At 28.8% G+C, this 16,622-nt stretch carries 13 protein-coding genes and 2 riboswitches; of the genes, 8 read left to right on the forward strand and 5 right to left on the reverse strand.

What is annotated here, in order from left to right; genetic code table 11:
- Window positions 1–68 precede the first annotated feature (68 nt).
- On the forward strand, window positions 69–1,946 hold the full coding sequence (locus BR66_RS0117540; protein WP_026884069.1) for a BMP family ABC transporter substrate-binding protein: 1,878 nt from the start codon (window positions 69–71) through the stop codon (window positions 1,944–1,946).
- Between the two features lie 138 nt (window positions 1,947–2,084).
- On the opposite strand, the gene BR66_RS0117545 is transcribed toward BR66_RS0117540, so the two are convergent.
- Window positions 2,085–2,672, reverse strand: a complete 588-nt coding sequence (locus BR66_RS0117545; RefSeq protein ID WP_026884070.1) for a metallophosphoesterase family protein — start codon at window positions 2,670–2,672, stop codon at window positions 2,085–2,087.
- Between the two features lie 266 nt (window positions 2,673–2,938).
- Between BR66_RS0117545 and BR66_RS24205 the strand changes: the two genes are divergently transcribed.
- The gene (locus tag BR66_RS24205) at window positions 2,939–3,706 is read left to right on the forward strand and encodes an AraC family transcriptional regulator (protein WP_242841177.1); all 768 of its coding nucleotides are present in this window, start codon (window positions 2,939–2,941) and stop codon (window positions 3,704–3,706) included.
- A gap of 111 nt (window positions 3,707–3,817) precedes the next feature.
- On the opposite strand, the gene BR66_RS0117555 is transcribed toward BR66_RS24205, so the two are convergent.
- Both BR66_RS0117555 and BR66_RS0117560 read right to left on the reverse strand, forming a co-directional pair.
- Window positions 3,818–4,420 carry a DUF4489 domain-containing protein gene (locus tag BR66_RS0117555; protein WP_026884071.1) on the reverse strand — a complete coding sequence of 201 codons (603 nt, stop codon included), beginning with the start codon at window positions 4,418–4,420 and terminating at the stop codon, window positions 3,818–3,820.
- Window positions 4,421–4,543: 123 nt separating this feature from the next.
- Window positions 4,544–5,314 (reverse strand): hypothetical protein, encoded by a 771-nt coding sequence (locus BR66_RS0117560; protein ID WP_026884072.1) that lies wholly within the window; start codon window positions 5,312–5,314, stop codon window positions 4,544–4,546.
- 178 nt (window positions 5,315–5,492) lie between these two features.
- On the opposite strand from BR66_RS0117560, the gene BR66_RS0117565 reads away from it, so the two are divergent.
- Together BR66_RS0117565 and BR66_RS0117570 are read left to right on the forward strand one after the other, a co-directional pair.
- Window positions 5,493–6,911, forward strand: a complete 1,419-nt coding sequence (locus BR66_RS0117565; protein WP_026884073.1) for a coiled-coil domain-containing protein — start codon at window positions 5,493–5,495, stop codon at window positions 6,909–6,911.
- Window positions 6,901–8,199 carry a YncE family protein gene (locus BR66_RS0117570; protein WP_026884074.1) on the forward strand — a complete coding sequence of 433 codons (1,299 nt, stop codon included), beginning with the start codon at window positions 6,901–6,903 and terminating at the stop codon, window positions 8,197–8,199. Before BR66_RS0117565 ends, BR66_RS0117570 begins: the two co-directional genes overlap by 11 nt.
- 48 nt (window positions 8,200–8,247) lie before the next feature.
- Here BR66_RS0117570 and BR66_RS26170 read toward each other — a convergent pair whose 3' ends face one another.
- Window positions 8,248–8,400, reverse strand: a complete 153-nt coding sequence (locus tag BR66_RS26170; RefSeq protein WP_169738173.1) for a hypothetical protein — start codon at window positions 8,398–8,400, stop codon at window positions 8,248–8,250.
- Between the two features lie 215 nt (window positions 8,401–8,615).
- Here BR66_RS26170 and BR66_RS0117580 point away from each other — a divergent pair, with 215 nt between their 5' ends.
- On the forward strand, window positions 8,616–11,459 hold the full coding sequence (locus BR66_RS0117580) for an EAL domain-containing protein (RefSeq protein WP_026884075.1): 2,844 nt from the start codon (window positions 8,616–8,618) through the stop codon (window positions 11,457–11,459).
- Window positions 11,460–11,462: 3 nt separating this feature from the next.
- Here BR66_RS0117580 and BR66_RS0117585 read toward each other — a convergent pair whose 3' ends face one another.
- Window positions 11,463–13,691: a sensor domain-containing diguanylate cyclase gene (locus tag BR66_RS0117585; protein ID WP_026884076.1), complete on the reverse strand. Its 2,229-nt coding sequence runs from the start codon at window positions 13,689–13,691 to the stop codon at window positions 11,463–11,465.
- A gap of 187 nt (window positions 13,692–13,878) precedes the next feature.
- Window positions 13,879–13,978, forward strand: a riboswitch (TPP riboswitch).
- 121 nt (window positions 13,979–14,099) lie between these two features.
- On the opposite strand from BR66_RS0117585, the gene thiC reads away from it, so the two are divergent.
- The 3 genes from thiC to BR66_RS0117600 are packed head-to-tail and all read left to right on the forward strand — an operon-like array spanning window position 14,100 to window position 16,279.
- Complete coding sequence (gene thiC / locus BR66_RS0117590; protein WP_026884077.1) at window positions 14,100–15,398, forward strand: phosphomethylpyrimidine synthase ThiC; 1,299 nt, start codon at window positions 14,100–14,102, stop codon at window positions 15,396–15,398.
- A gap of 35 nt (window positions 15,399–15,433) precedes the next feature.
- Complete coding sequence (thiS, locus tag BR66_RS0117595; protein WP_026884078.1) at window positions 15,434–15,628, forward strand: sulfur carrier protein ThiS; 195 nt, start codon at window positions 15,434–15,436, stop codon at window positions 15,626–15,628.
- 51 nt (window positions 15,629–15,679) lie between these two features.
- Window positions 15,680–16,279: a thiamine phosphate synthase gene (locus BR66_RS0117600; protein ID WP_026884079.1), complete on the forward strand. Its 600-nt coding sequence runs from the start codon at window positions 15,680–15,682 to the stop codon at window positions 16,277–16,279.
- 115 nt (window positions 16,280–16,394) lie between these two features.
- A riboswitch (glycine riboswitch) is annotated at window positions 16,395–16,484 on the forward strand.
- Window positions 16,485–16,622: the final 138 nt, after the last annotated feature.

The following is a 16,622-nucleotide window of genomic DNA, read 5'->3' on the forward strand; positions in this document are numbered from 1 at the left end:
ATATTTGGTAATACTGAAATGCTTTTAATAATGCGTGAATTTTTATATATTTAGGGAGGTGTTGCACTGTGGAAGCAGAGGAACACTATAAAGAAGCAAGAAAAAAAGGAAGAAAAGATTACGCAGCTAGAGGTCCGCTGCTTTGCCTTGAAGAAATATTAAAGGATGAAGAAATAGTTGCAAATGTTGAGTTAGGTGTTTTTGAAATACCTTTAAAAAAAATAATTGGTACGTATTCTCATTTAAGAAGTGTTAGTTTTGCATGTAATTTTATGCCTATAATTGAAGAGAAATCTGAATTTAGAGGAAAATGGATTGCTGTGTGCAACCATCACCTAGAAGAGGGGATTAACCATCCAATTAAGGTTTACGAATATTTGAATTATTTTTATGTTATTGAAGGAAATAAGAGGGTAAGCGTACTGGAATATTTTGGAGCTTTTTCCGTCACTGCGGAAGTGATCAGAATGGTACCTAAGAAAAAAGAAGGTGATTTGACAAACAATGTGTATTATGAATTTCTAGAATTTTATCATAAAACAAAGATTAATTCTATATGGTTTACAAAAAGGCATAGTTTTCATAAATTAATTAATTTAATTGAAAAATATAATCCGGAGCTTAAAATAGGGGATAATATATATCAGCATTTTAAAAATCATTCATATGATACATTTAGAGAGGTTTATCTTAGAATGGGGGGACAAAAACTTCCAATAACAACAGGAGATGCATTCCTTGAATATGTTTGTTTATATGGAATCAATGATTACATGGATACAGGTGAACTTGAGAATAGATTAAAGCAACTTATGAAAGAATTGGTTCATTTCAAAGAGAAGAATATAGAACTTCAAACCGATAATGAAAATGAGTCGGGGGGAGTAATTACAACTATATCAAATTTAATCGGAATACCTAAAAAGCTAAAGGTTGCTTTCGTTTATGCTAGAAGTATTGAAACTTCAGGTTGGACTTATGGTCATGAGCTAGGGCGAAAATATGTTGAAGAAAAACTAAGTGGTCAAATAACTACAAAATATATTCAGCATGTTCCTGAAAATGGATCTGACTATGAATATATAAAATTACTTGCAGAAGAAGGAAATAATGTTATTTTTACTACTAGTCCTATATTTAGAAATGCTACATTGAAATGTGCAATGGAATACCCTGAAGTTAAGTTTTTCAACTGTTCTGATGACAGACCCTATGAGCACATGAGCTGCTATTTTGGTAGAGTTTATGAACCAAGATTTTTGACTGGAATTATTGCAGGGTCAATGACTAAGACTAATGTAATAGGATATTCAGCCACTAGTCCTACATCAGAAGTGATTTCAGCAATTAATTCCTTTGCGCTGGGGGCGAAGATAGTAAACCCATATTCAGAGATAAAAGTAGCTTGGACTAATGAGTGGAATAGTCATGAAAAATTCACAAATGTAGAGAATCTGCTTCGGAGCAATGGTTGTGATATTATATCAAATAGAAATCTTAAAGTAGCGAGAGATGAAACAGAAAAGTATGGAGTCTATTCAATGCTTTGTAGTTTTGAAAATGATAGCATTGAACCTAATAAATTTTTAGCGGCACCCATTTGGAATTGGGGAATATATTATGAGAAAATTTTAAATAACATTCTAAATGATACCTTTAAAATAATAGTAGATATGTTTAGTTCAAGTCCTAAACTTGTAAATTTTTGGTACGGTATGTCCGAAGGAGTAGTTGATATATATTATTCTAAAAAATATGTACCAATACCGGTGCAAAAGCTTGTGGAGGCTATGAAAAAAATGCTTCTATCCAAGGAGTTTAGTCCTTTTACAGGTCCAATATGTGATAATAAAGGTAACTTGATGGTTACTGAGGATGAAGAGCTAACTCTAGAACAAATATTTAATATGGATTGGTTTGTTGATAATGTTGAAGTTCTCAATTAACAGATTACAGAAGAGTTTTTGATAAACCATAAAATCAATAAAAGAGAATGTAAGTAGATTTGTTTAAATAAATCTATTTACATTCTCTTTTAATTTTCGATTAATTTAATTTGAAAATTTTACTTATTTTTAGCAGGGTTAGTATTCCAGAATGTAGTAATCATAACCATTAACTATTGTGGTGTTCATATAGCTAGTAAGTCGTGGCTTTTTACCGTAGTTCATATGTACATGTCCATGAAAAAAATATTTTGGTGAGTATTTATTCATAAGATTATTAAAACACACAAAACCTTCGTGACAAAAGTCTTTGTCATCGTTAATTCCATTAGCTGGTGCATGTGAAACTAATATATCAAATCCTTTATTAAATAAAAGCTTGAATTTAAGCTTGGAAACCCTTTTTTTCATTTGCCTTTCTGTGAATAAAAAGGGTTCTTCTTTATATTTCATGCTGCCACCAAGGCCTAAAATTCTTACGCCTTTAAATGTAATCAACCTATCTTCAATACATTCACAACCCTCAGGAGGATTTTTTATATAACCACTGTCATGATTTCCGTGGATATAAAATACAGGGGCGTGCATCATGGTTGCTAAGTAACTTAAATATTCTGATTTTAAATCTCCGCAAGAAATAATAAGATCAATATCATCAAATTTTTCTTTTTGAAAAAAATCCCATATATATTTTGATTCAACGTCGGAGACCAATAGTATTTTCATAGAAAAACCCACTTTCCAGATTAATTAAGCATGCAATTGAGTATGAACATAGATAGCTAAGAACTCATTGCTATGTTAATTGTATTTACAAAAAAACTTACCTATGGATGATTATAACATAATTATTCACATTAAAATATGAATAATTCAAATGAATTAATATAAGAGTGATATGGTATAATCTAAGAAGATGATTTAATTTGTTTAATTATTGGGGGTTTTGATGTGGAAAGTAATGCAGAAGGATTGGATCTTGAAGTTTATAATTGTGGTACGGAAAAAAAGAACCTACGCATTCATTTGCACCAGAAGTTAGAGAACATTTTTTTATTAATTTTATAATTGAAGGAAGTTGTATTTTTCATACAGATGGAAAATCATATAAATTAAAAAAAAACCAGGGATTTGTTGTTTTCCCAGATGTTATTACACATTACGAAGTTGATAATAAAAAGATATGGATGTATTATTGGGTTGAATTTAAGGGGATTAATGCTAAAAACTATCTAAAATTAGCTCGCATTGATGATAAAAAGCCTATATTTCAATGCGAAGAAGAAACTTTTATTAAAAATTGTTTTCAAGATATTATAAATGTTTCAAAAATTAAAGAAGGTAAAAATTTAAGATCCCACAATTTATTAGAAGTGCTTTTATGGGGGTTAATTGAAAAATCAAGTAAAGAAATTTCTATGGAGAGTAATTATAAGGATATATACATAGAGAAAACGCAACAGTTTATTGAGAATAATTATTACATGAATATAAGTGTGACTGAAATGTCAGAAAATATTGGTCTTAGCAAGAACTATTTTAGTTCATTTTTTAAGAAGCACTGGGGAATTACTCCACAGGAATATTTAATAAATTTTAGAATAGATAAGGCTTGTGAACTTTTGGAAGATTCAACACTTATAATAGGTGATATTGCTCATTCTGTTGGTTATATAGATGCACTAGGTTTTTCAAAAATGTTTAAAAAAATAAAAGGTGTATCACCTAGAAATTACAGAAATGGAGTAAAGAGGCAATAAATACTTTGGGGTTAAAATGAAAAGAACAGTAAAAAAGGATGCAAGCAGATTTGCGTAAATAAGTCTGCTTGCATCCCATTTAGTTATTATAAATATTTTAATTAAGCATTTTTAGCCTAATCTGGTACTACCAACAGCTAGTGCAGCAATCTGTGCATTTGTGAATTGAATAGAACCAGTGCTTATAGGAGCAACAAGTGAAAGTGTTGCAGCTATTACTTCAACTACATAGGTAGTTTCTCTTAATCTAGTGTTTTCTTCTCCAAAAATAAAGCCAAATGGGATAGAAAAACTATTAGTCGCACCTAATAATAAAAGATTTGTTGAAAAAGTCTCTAGAGGTTCTTTTACTACTGCACTAGGGTATCCAAAACGTACTCTGCTTAATCTTACTGTTATTGAATCTGTTGCTGCAAGTACTCCTGTAAGAACTAGAAAACTTGAAAATTCAATCTTAATATTTGCAAAGCAAAAACAAGTTGGATCCAATGTAACTTGAGCTATTAAGAGCGGATTGGCAGCGGTTATAGTTGGCGCGTTAGCACCATTGATTAGTACAGACGAACCTTTTCCAACCTCTAAAAGTGCAGAACCTGGAACTGGATGTAAATCTTCTCGTTCCTTGCATTCACAAAACCTTGGTGGGCAAGGATCAACACATTTTTTGTGGTGCTCAAAGCAGTCTTCATTATTTTTATTTGAAAGCGAATTCATAAATATAATCCTCCTTAATTTTTATTTCAAGTCATAATTAATAAAGTAAGTTGCACTTATTGCTAATATAGTATATGAATATACGTAAGATTTGTGAAAACTTTGGTCTAAACCAGTTATAATTTAACGTTCGTATTCAGTTTCATCATCGTATTCTGAAAATAATGGTGTTAAATTTTGATCTGGATAAAATTTGGGAATAGGAGCTTTCTTAAATTTCTCGCATATATTTTCTTCTGGAGTAGGCGTACATGGTTCTTTGGGTATTGGGCAGTAATCATATGCTGGTATAAGAAGCTGTACAATAAGTTCACATTTTACTACGATGTAATAACCTAATGTAATATCCAAAACGTCGCAACCACCTTCGTCCTTGGTAAGTAAGCCTTGCAATGCGCTGGCAACCATTTCTAATTTAATAATATTGTTATCACATTTTTTCTCGTCACCCTTTACAAAATGGTTAGAAACTTGAGAGAGTGAGTCAGGACAGTAGAACTTTCCAATTACATCTGTTCTATTGATTTCAAAAAATTCTGTTTTATTAACAGCGTTGTTATCAATATAGTCAGAGTAGAAAGAAATAGTGTAAGATATAGTTACTTTTTTGAAATCTGGATCCTCTCTAAGTGGTATTTTTTCAACTGACACAAGTGTTACATTGAAATCTCTACTATCAATATATATTTTAGGATCAGCTAAGGGGTTACTTCTAAGTTCGTTGTCTGTTGAATTTGTATCTGGGCCTTCATCGTAAACGAGGCATCTTTTTATAAGGCATTGATCAAATACTTTAGGTACTTCAATACAAACTAGTTCTGAAGGATCAGGCAAACGTCCCTGTTTGTTTACAATACCTGGTCGTGGGACAAATTTATCAAAATTGATAGACATATACTTTCCTCCTTTTTAGAGAATATGAATTAGGTGAAAATCTATATAATGCTTACAGTACATCATATGCATAAAGCTAAAAATGGTGATGTACTGTGAAACCTTTAAATAAAAATCTTAATCTATAAAGTTATAAAAATAAATCATTTGAAATATAATTTTATAGAGGTGAATGTTTATGAGTATTATCTTCCCATGGATATATATTGACTTATTAAATAATATATGGATTTTAAATCTTAATGCTAATGGCGATTTATATTATAAAATAATGTATGAAGAAGAAAAATGGACAGATGAAAGGCTGATCGATAGTGGAGTGACTGCATATAGCACATATATAGAAGATGAAACAATACATATTGTGTATTGTAATATTAAAAATGAATTAAGATATTGTACTATGAAAAATAAAAAATGGTTAGGGAAGGTACTCTATAGTATCGATAATAATTTTATAGTTCAAGAAATAAAAATAAAAATTTTTGAAAGCAAAATGCATATTTTCTATTTAATGAAGGAAAATGAAGGCGGTGATCATGGAGTATTAATGAATTGTATTTGGAACGGTGAAGATACAACATTAAACACCATAGCAGATGTGATTTTACCAGTAAATTCAATGGAATATTTTAAAATTCAGTTGAATGAAATAAATAGCTTGTTTGTTATTTTCATTACAGATGAAGGCGATGGGGTAGCATTAAAAAGTTGCAATTATGTAAATAAAAATTGGACAGTAGCAAAATGGCTCTATTCTGTTCAGGGGGAAGATATTGATTTTGATGTTATTGGGAATCATATATTAAACAAATGGAAGGAAGGAAATACATATTTCCTTGAAGGTGTATGTATAGATGAAAAAGGTATTAAGGAAAGCTCAAGGATACATGAAAGCGAAAATGAAATCATAGAACCAATGATGTTTAATAGTGACAAAAAATTATATTCTAGTTGGATAGAAAATAATTTAATAGTTTATTCTAGTTTTACTGATGGAAAATGGAATAAAGTCAAGAAGGCTAAAATTGAGCAAAGTTATAATATTAAGGTTTATAATTCTTATTTTTATTCAGCAAATAATCTTATTGAAGGAAGAAAAATTTATGTTACAAATGAACCTAAGTTTGAAATTTTAGATTACGATAGGCTTATAGAGAAAGATATAGATGATACTAATAAAGTTGATCAATCAAGATACAATGATGAAATTATAAGAGTTAATAAGGATAATGAAAGATTAGAAAAGGAGATTGCATTTATTAATATGCAATTAGAAAAAAAACAGGGAATAATTAGAGAATATGAAGAGAATAACAAAAATATATTGACTAGCAAAAATAATAGCATGTTTTTGCAATTACAAGAGAGTATTCAAAAAGAATTAGATAGAATTAAAAATCAACTAAAAGAAGAAAAGATAATAAGTAGTGATCTAAAAAAACAACTTAAGGAAAATGATGAAAGAAATGTTTTACTTCAAAAACAGGTAAATATTTTAAGTGAAGAAAACAAAAAACTAATGGATGATGTGGAATTGGAAAGGAACAAGACTTTTATTAACCGCTTTTTAAGAAGAAAATCCAGTGATCAATAAATTAGGTGGTGAGATATATTTTGTGATAGAGAAAAAGTATGTCATTTTTTTATGTAATTCTAATAAAAGTTACATTACAATTGCAGATGGTAATAAAATAATAAATAAAATTGAGATGGAAACTCCGCATAATAACATATACTTGGATGAAAATAATAATATATATTTTATTAACTATAAAACAAATAAAATTGTATCTATAGATAAGCAATATAAAATTAATAAAGTTTGGAATATCCATAATAATGGTAAGATTAACGTGGATTTGCAAAATCATAAAATATACGTTTGTGATACAGCAAAAGTATGGGTTTACGATTTAACTAATGGGGATAAGATAGGTAGCATATCTGGGTTTAGCGCTGCTAGCTGCATAGAACTCGATAAAACAAGAAAAATAATTTTCATATTAGATATATTAAAAAAAGAATTAAAATCATTTGATACTTCAAATTTAAAATTGATTTCAAAATATGAGAATTTAGGAAACAGTCCTTTCAAGTTTTGCATTGGACAAAACGGTAAATACATATACGTTGCAAACAAAGGTGGACTTACAGAAAAATATAAGAGCAATATATTTATACTAGATAGTGTAAACGGGGAAAATATTGAAATAGATTTTGAAAAAAAATCATTAATAACTTCAATGGAGCTATGTGGAAAATTTTTATATATAATAAATGCAGGTTTAAATAAACTTCAAGTTATTGATATATTAAACGAAAGAAATATTGATATAGTAAATACAACATTTAAGAAACCTAAAATATTTTGCGCTTCACCAGATAAAACCATTTTATTAGTGGTGAGTAAAAGTGATGATAATAGAGTTGCAATAGATGTTTTAGATACAACTACAAAGGTTATAAAGGATACTTTTTTTTCTGAAATTATTGATGAAAACACTTTGAATATGATAATTACGTGCAGAGAAATAAAAAATCTTACATTAGAAGAAAAAAACGTAGATGGAGAAAAACAAATAAGTGAAGATAATGAAACATTTGAAATAAGGGATTTGAAAAATTATTTCAAAAGAATATTGTCGGAATTTGAAAAAATAAAACTTGTACAGATTGAGAACCAAAAAGAAATTGCATGGCAAAAAGAAAAAGTGGATTATTATAAAAAAGATAACGACAAGCTTAGAGAACAAAATAATTATTATAAAAAAAAATTATTTAAAGCTGACAAAGAGAAAATTATTATTGAGGAAAAGCTGGCTGAAAAGTCGAGAATCATAAAAGAGCATAGGAATTTCAGTAGATATGTGGATAACCCATAGATTTAAAATTATGAGTTACCCACATATTTTATTTCAGATAGCTAAGATCTATTTTTCAGAGGAATTGTTCTTAGATGTTGATACCCATTGGTTGTCAGTAGCTGTTTTTTCTTTCTTACTAGAATTATTTGGAGTAACCGGAGGTTTAATATTTTGTGATGCCCATTGGTTATTAGTACTAGATTTTAATTGTTTTCCCATTATAAACACCCTTTCTTAGTAGTAATATTTTCACATTTAGTTTACTTAATTATAAAAAATATACTCATGGAAAATAAATGAATTATTTACAACAAAAAAACTAAAATTTTATACTTTTGTTGATAAAGATAGAAAAATAAAGTAACATTAAATATATGTATTTTGTGAAAACAATATGATTTTATATCTATTATTCCAAGCAAGGGAGATTATATATGCTTATAAAGAAAAAATTACCTGTTACCATAATTTTGATGGTTTCTATTCCAATATTAATAGTGAGCTTTTTTATATATCATTATACCTCTATTATTTTTGTGAATAATAGTAAAAATAATGTTATTCAGTTAACAACAGCTGAGAATGATGCATTAACATCAAGGCTAAATTCAGAAAAATTAAAAATTGAGGTGTATTCACAAAAAAGTGATATGGTGGATTTTTCAGAAAAAACTCAAGAAGATTTAAAAAAATCAGATGCTGATAAAATGCAAGATCAGATAAAAAAAATTATTAATGATAATTCTGAAATATATAGTTGTGATATTACAGATAAGAATGGAAAAGTATTATTTAGTAGTAATTCTAAGCTAGGGAATATAAAAGATGAAAAATCCATTGCAGAAGCTTTAAAGGGTAAAGTGAACATCCAGCAATCTGTTTTTTCTTCAGAAAACAATAAAGTTTTGTTTTCCATAGCGTCACCAATTAGAAATGACAATGGCATAATAATCGGAATTTTTATTGGGAATATATATTCAGATTACTTAAAAAATATATTTTCAAATGTTAAGATGGGTCAAACAGGCTATGCTTACTTGGTTGATGACAGTGGAACTATTATTTACCATCCCGATTCCAATAAAATAGGGAGTAAAGTTGAAAATAGTGAAGTGAAAAATATAGTTAAGAACATTAAATATAATAATTCTACTATTGTGAGGACAGGGAATTATCGGTATCAAAATCAAAATAAATTTATGGCAGCTATAGTAATACAAGACACTAAGTGGATTTTTGTTATGAGTGAAGATATGAATGAAATAAATAAAATTAGTTCAATTGAATTATATATTATTATGGGAATAACTTTGTTAGTTTTAATAATATCAACCATAGTAAGTATTATTTTTTCAAGGTCTATTACAAAACCAATAACTAAGTTAATATCATCTATGAAAGTCGCACAACCAGGTGAATTGATTAAAATACCTGATTATAATGTAAAGGACGAAATGGGTGAACTTACAGATAAATATAATGATATGATTGAAAAATTAAATAATAATTATGCTGAATTATCTTCCGTATATGAGGAATTGTATGTAACTGAGGAAGAACTTCGTAATCAATATCAACAACTATATAAGAGCAAAAATGCACTTGAAATAAGTGAAAATAAATATAGAGAAACAGTAGAAGGGATAAATGATGTGATATGGGAAGTGAATTTAGAAACAAATGATTTTTATGCTTCAGACAATTTCAGTAAAATGACAGGATATAAAAATAACTATGATGATATAAAAAAATTAATAGAAATTGCAATAATACCTGATAATAATAAAAAGTTTTATACTGATATTAGAGAGCATATAAACAAAAAAAACCAAGTATTCAGAAATGAAGTTGAGATAATTACATCATTTGGGAAAAAAATATGGGTACTTAATAGAGGAAAAGTAATATATAATACTGATGGTAAGGCGATAAAGATATTAGGGACGTTTTCTGATATTTCCGCTGCAAAAGATGCACAAAAGAGAGTAAATGAGCTGGCTTACTATGACGTTTTAACAGGAATACCAAATAGAACTAAATTTATAGAAAAACTTAATGAGCAAATTATAAATAGTGTTACAAAAGGTGTGAATGGTGCAGTATTATTTGTGGATTTGGATGATTTTAAAAAGATAAACGATTCATTTGGTCATGATGTGGGGGACAAATTACTAAAGGTGATAAGTGAAAAGGTGTCTACTGTAATCGGAGAGAATGATATGATATGCAGATTTGGTGGAGATGAATTTCTCATTATGATGACAGATGTAAAAAGCGACGAGGAAATAGTAGCATTGAGCAGTAAAATATTAAATGTATTTCATAAGAAATTTAATATAGACAAGATCAAGTTATTTACAGCTGCAAGTATAGGTATAACTGTGTTTCCAAAGGACGGAAATGATACTAATATAATTTTAAAAAATGCTGATACTGCCATGTATAAGGCAAAAGATGAGGGAAAAAACAGATATAAATTTTATGATGAAACCATGTCTGAAAAAATAATCAATGACATGAAAATAGAGAGAGTTCTTAGAACAGCGATTAGTAAAAATGAGATATACCTATGTTATCAACCACAAATTGATTTAAAAACTGGTAAAATTATAGGTAATGAAGCATTGGTAAGGATAAATAGTAAAGAATTAGGACATTTATCACCGATTCAATTTATACCAATAGCTGAAAAAACAGGACTTATAATTCCTATAGGTGAATGGGTTATGAGAACAGCACTAAAACAAAATATGAAATGGATTAATAAAAATTATTCTGAAATACGTATTTCAATTAATGTGTCTTCGGTTCAACTCCAACAAGTGGATTTTGTTAAAAATGTTAAAAATTCTATCGATAAGGCTGGAATAAAGCCGGAACTAGTTGAAATTGAAATAACAGAGAGTGTGCTTATGGAATCTATGGATAAAAACGTGAAAATATTAAAACAACTAAAACAATATGGTATAAGAATTGCTTTGGATGATTTTGGTACAGGCTATTCATCATTAACTTATTTAAGAACTATACCAATAAACATATTAAAAATAGATAAATCTTTTGTAGATGACATATGTACAAATTCAAAACAAAAATCTATAGTTAATGGAATTATTAATATTGCACACGATCTTGATATTGAAGTGGTGGTGGAGGGAATTGAAACCATAGATCAATTACAAATAATAAATGATAAAAAATGCGATATTGTGCAAGGCTACATATTTAGCAAACCAGTTAAATCTGAAGAAATAGAAGAAATGCTAAAAAATCAATAAAGGTTAATTAATTATAACATTATTGATTCCAGCTATTTCTTTGGCAACTATTTGAGATCTGCCATTAAGCTTGGCAGTATATAAAGCGTCATCTGCAAATTTTATAAATTGTATAATACTAATATTATCATTTGGAACAACGCATGCTCCACCAAGGCTTATTGTTACAATGTTTTTAATTTTTGAATTTGAATGCTTAATTTTCATATGCTCAATTTTTTTTATAAGCTTATTTCCAAATTCAATGGTGTTTTTAAGCAAAGAACCGGGTAATATAATTACAAATTCATCTCCACCATACCTAGCAACAGTATAATTCTCTTGAAGTGATTGGGTGAGTAATTTTCCAATCATGGCAAGGCAGTTATCACCTTCAATATGACCATATGCATCATTATATTCTTTGAAAAAATCTATATCCAGAATAATTAAGGAAAGGGCATCTTTATACATTTTGGCTTTTACCCAGGCATCTTCTAAGGCAGCATCAAATTTCCTTCTATTAGCAATACCGGTCAAACTATCATTTTCAGAAAAAAAACGGAGAGAATCATTTAGTTTTTGAAGATCATGCTGAGCTTTTTTTCTTTTATCAATCTCACTTTTTAAATTCATGGTTTTAATTGAGTTATTTACTGCAATTGCAGCATAGGCAGAAAGTGCCTTCATCATTTCTATTTTATATGCGTTAAAAGCTTTCTTTTTAGCACTTTGAACTGTCATAATACCAACAAAATTATTGCCTACAACAAGTGGAGAATAAATGGCAGAATTAATCCAAGAATTATTCATATTATCTTTTATATAGTTAGGATTGTCTACATAGTTTGAAAATTGTGATTTAATATCATCAATAACTATGAATTTATTTTTCCGAAGGCAATAAGCAGCAATACTTGATCTGCTTTTTATGAGTACATTGGGTAATTTCATGAATTCATTATTCTCATTACAATAATCATACTTAAGCAATTTTTTATTCTCATCATATAAAGCAAGTGCAAAACTATCTGAATTCATAATTGTTTTTATAGTAGTACCTAATATTTGCAAAATTGAGTCTAAATCCTGAGTTGAGGTTATTTTTTGGCCCAGTTCACTTATTATTGATATATTTTTAATGGTTTTATCTAATTTTTCACTTTTTTTTAGGATATCAATTTTTTCTTTTTCAAGATTAGATAATTTATTTTTTATCTTTAATGTATCAGTTCTTTGATTTTTAATAATCTGGTCATGGTGGTTTTCAAAACTAAAATATAGCTTATAATATTTATGGGCGTTATAAGTATCATTCAATTTTTCATATACACTTGAAACAATTTTGCATATGTCCATACTTTTGGTTATTAGGTTGTTGAATTTTGCAATATTATAAGCTTTTTTTAATTGATGTAATGCATTATTAGTGTCTTTGCGATTTAATAAGAATTCACTATAAGATATAAGAGCATCTATTTTATAATATTTATTAGAATATTTAATATCAACGTTTATTGCCTTATAAAAGTAGTTTTCGGCTTTCTCGTAGCTTCCTTTTTTATCGTAAATGGATGCTAATATTCCATAGGTTTCAGCTATAGCTACATTATATTCGTAAAATGTCATTGTTTTTAAAGCATGTTTTATTAATATTTCTGCGGAATCATAATTACCATTTATATAATTTATTTGACCAAGATTACTCAAAGATACTCCCATAGTAGAACTATAATCCACACTTTTGTCTAGGATCTCTGCTTCCTTATAGTAAACAAATGCATTTTCAAAGTCACCAAGTATTTTATATACTTCTGCAATATTTGTACAAGCTTTTGCAGAATAAATTTCATAACATGAATTTGAGAAATAATTTTTACTTGAAGCTATTTTCGCCGCAAGCTTCTTTGCTGAAATATAAAAATCAAAACTTTTTTCGTAATCGCCAAGCTCGAATAATATATTGCCTATAATTATTTGAGCAGCTATTTGTAAATCACAAATATTATTTTTTTGAGATAAATTAATTGAATCAAAAAGAATAGACAAAGAGTCATCATATTTGCCTAATGCACTTAGGGCTTCACCCTTCCTATAAAGGCATAAAGATATTCCAATATGAAAATTAGCTTTTTTGCACATTTCAATTGCTTGGTTACAAATTAAAATGGTTTTATTGAAATTTTTATATTTTACTTTTTCAAGCTCTGACAAAATTTTATTGATTTCAGAATCTATTTCTAAATTCTTCATATATAATACCACCTTAATTTTATATTTTTATGTATCACATAAAAATATACCAGTAAACATGTATAATTTCAATTCAAATTTAAGAACAAATGTATTAAATTGTTAGAATTAATACATTTTCAGTATTAAAAATATATTTTACATTGTATTTTTTTTATAGTATAATAAAAATGTTAATTGAATAAGAAATGATTGCTAGGGGTGCCAATAGGCTGAGAGGAATTGAATTCCAACTCTACGAACCTGATGTGGTTAAGACCGCCGTAGGGAAGCAAAGATTTTATTTTAAATCCAGCTTGCTTTTGTAAGCTTTTTTTATTGCAAAAATTTAAAATAAAAGCCAGACGTGCTTCCTGCGTCTGGCTTTATTTTATTTCAGATACATAAATTTAAAGGAGAGTGTAAAAAATGGATTATACAACACAAATGGATGCTGCTAAAAGGGGAATTATTACAAAGGAAATGAAAGTGGTTGCAAAAAATGAAAATATGGAGGAAGAAAAATTATGTAAGCTTATTGCAAGGGGCGTGGTGGTTATTCCGGCAAATAAAAATCACATGTCATTAAAACCAGCAGGAGTTGGAGAAGGACTTAAAACAAAAATAAATGTAAATTTAGGCATATCCCAGGATTGCCCAAATCTTGAAAAAGAACTGGACAAGGTTAGAGTAGCACTGGAGATGAAAACAGACGCAATTATGGATTTATCCAATTATGGAAAGACGGAGCACCTTAGAAAACAAGTAATAGAAATGTCAACAGCTATGATTGGAACAGTACCGATGTATGATGCTATCGGTTTTAATGATAAAGAACTACAGGATTTAACCGTGGATGACTTCTTTAGAGTCGTTGAAAAACATGGTAAAGATGGTGTCGATTTTATAACAGTTCATGCAGGTATGAATCTAGAAACTGCAAAAGTTATTAAGGCGAATCCAAGACTTACCAATATTGTTTCAAGAGGTGGAAGTCTTTTATTTGCGTGGATGGAACTTAACAAGAAAGAAAATCCTTTTTATGAATATTACGATAGACTTTTAGATATATGTGAAAAATATGATATAACTATCTCTTTAGGTGATGCCTGCAGACCAGGGTGCATTGATGATTCAACGGATGCATCTCAGATAAAAGAACTTATCACATTAGGAGAACTTACAAAAAGGGCTTGGAATAAAAATGTACAAGTTATGGTCGAGGGACCAGGGCATATGGCACTAAATGAAATAAAAGCTAATATGCTTTTGGAAAAGAAATTATGTCATGGTGCACCATTTTATGTTTTAGGACCACTAGTTACAGATATTGCTCCAGGATATGATCATATAACAGCAGCAATAGGAGGAGCAATAGCAGCTTCTAGCGGAGCAGATTTTTTATGTTATGTTACTCCAGCAGAACATTTACGGTTACCAACAATTGAAGACATGAAGGAGGGAATAATAGCATTTAGGATTGCAGCTCATGCAGGAGATATTGCCAAGGGAATAAAAGGTGCAAGAGATTGGGATAATGCCATGAGTAAGGCAAGAGCAGATTTAGATTGGGAAACAATGTTTAATCTAGCTATTGATGGTGAAAAAGCACGTAGATATAGAAAAGAATCTTCACCAGAGCATCCTGAGACTTGCACTATGTGTGGAAAGATGTGTTCAGCTAGAACTATGAAGAAAATATTAAATAATGAAAATTTGGATTTATAATCATATTTAAACTATAAAGCAAAGGGGGCAAAGTGATGATAATTAATGGCGAGGAGCAAGATTTTGAAATAGGTATAACAATTGAAGATTTATTAAAAAAACTAAATATTGATGCAGAAAGAATTGTTATTGAAGTTGATCTTGAAATTATTCCAAAAGATGAATTCAAGACTAAAAAGCTAGGATCAGAATCAAAGGTTGAATTAATAAGGTTTGTAGGAGGAGGTTGATTTATTTTTAGTTAATTGTTTCTAATATTTAATAAAAGGAGTGTTAATGAAATGGAAGGAAAGTTATTCATTATTACAAATAGAAAACTTATTAGATATGGGAATTTATGTAATATAGCAAAAGCTTGTGCAAAATATGGTGCAGATGCAATTATAATTAGGGAAAAAGATTTGGAGGATGAGCAGTTATATAGATTGACAATTGAAGTAAAAAAAGCAGTAAATAGCAGTATTAAAGTTATCGTAAATGGTAATTATCAGGTGAGTGAGAGGTCAAAGGCTGATGGTATACATTTCAAGTATAATGATCTACTCAGTTTTCATAAAGAATACAAGGGAATAAAAGGTGTTTCTATACATTCTTTAGAAGAAGCTGAAATTGTAAATAAAATACACATAAACTATGCAATTGCTGGACACATATATAATACAGAATGTAAAAAGGGGTTAGAAGGGAGGGGAACTTCTTTTTTAAATAAAATTTGCTCTGCAGTTAAAGCACCTGTTATTGCAATAGGCGGAATTAATTCAGAAAATGCTCCAGAAGTAATGAAAAATGGGGCATCGGGGATAGCAGTCATGTCATCTATTATGGAGGCAGAACATCCAGAAAAAATATTATTTAATTTAAAAGAATCTCTTATTATTTAAAAATATTAAAATAAACAAAAAGTTTGTATTGATTAGTCTAAATGTATTGTGTTAAAATAACCTTATCAATTTAATAATTCGCATGAAGATAGTGGGATAGTATTAGACCGTTATTGGACGAAACTCTGGAGAGACTCAAAGAGCACCGAAGGGGAAAGCTAAGTTTTTTAGTGAAACTCTCAGGTAAAAGAACAGAGAACATTTATAAAGAGTAGTAATATGCTATTTATTAAGCATTTAGTATTATTTTCCTTTATTTTGTTTGTAATTCAGAGACTAATATTAGTCTCTTTTTTTATTAAGTTGAATTACGATATTTTACTAAAATTATAATTAGGGGGCA

The organism is Clostridium akagii DSM 12554, from assembly GCF_000686725.1.
In the GTDB taxonomy this organism is placed as follows: domain Bacteria; phylum Bacillota; class Clostridia; order Clostridiales; family Clostridiaceae; genus Clostridium_I; species Clostridium_I akagii.

Excerpts from the sequence above, each read along its gene's own strand:
- BR66_RS0117555 (WP_026884071.1), bottom strand. The coding sequence starts at position 4,420 with ATGAATTCGCTTTCAAATAAAAATAATGAAGACTGCTTTGAGCACCAC.
- BR66_RS0117585 (WP_026884076.1), bottom strand. The coding sequence starts at position 13,691 with ATGAAGAATTTAGAAATAGATTCTGAAATCAATAAAATTTTGTCAGAG.
- BR66_RS26170 (WP_169738173.1), bottom strand. The coding sequence starts at position 8,400 with ATGGGAAAACAATTAAAATCTAGTACTAATAACCAATGGGCATCACAA.
- BR66_RS0117580 (WP_026884075.1), top strand. The coding sequence starts at position 8,616 with ATGCTTATAAAGAAAAAATTACCTGTTACCATAATTTTGATGGTTTCT.
- BR66_RS0117565 (WP_026884073.1), top strand. The coding sequence starts at position 5,493 with ATGAGTATTATCTTCCCATGGATATATATTGACTTATTAAATAATATA.
- thiS (WP_026884078.1), top strand. The coding sequence starts at position 15,434 with ATGATAATTAATGGCGAGGAGCAAGATTTTGAAATAGGTATAACAATT.
- BR66_RS0117545 (WP_026884070.1), bottom strand. The coding sequence starts at position 2,672 with ATGAAAATACTATTGGTCTCCGACGTTGAATCAAAATATATATGGGAT.
- BR66_RS0117600 (WP_026884079.1), top strand. The coding sequence starts at position 15,680 with ATGGAAGGAAAGTTATTCATTATTACAAATAGAAAACTTATTAGATAT.
- BR66_RS0117560 (WP_026884072.1), bottom strand. The coding sequence starts at position 5,314 with ATGTCTATCAATTTTGATAAATTTGTCCCACGACCAGGTATTGTAAAC.
- thiC (WP_026884077.1), top strand. The coding sequence starts at position 14,100 with ATGGATTATACAACACAAATGGATGCTGCTAAAAGGGGAATTATTACA.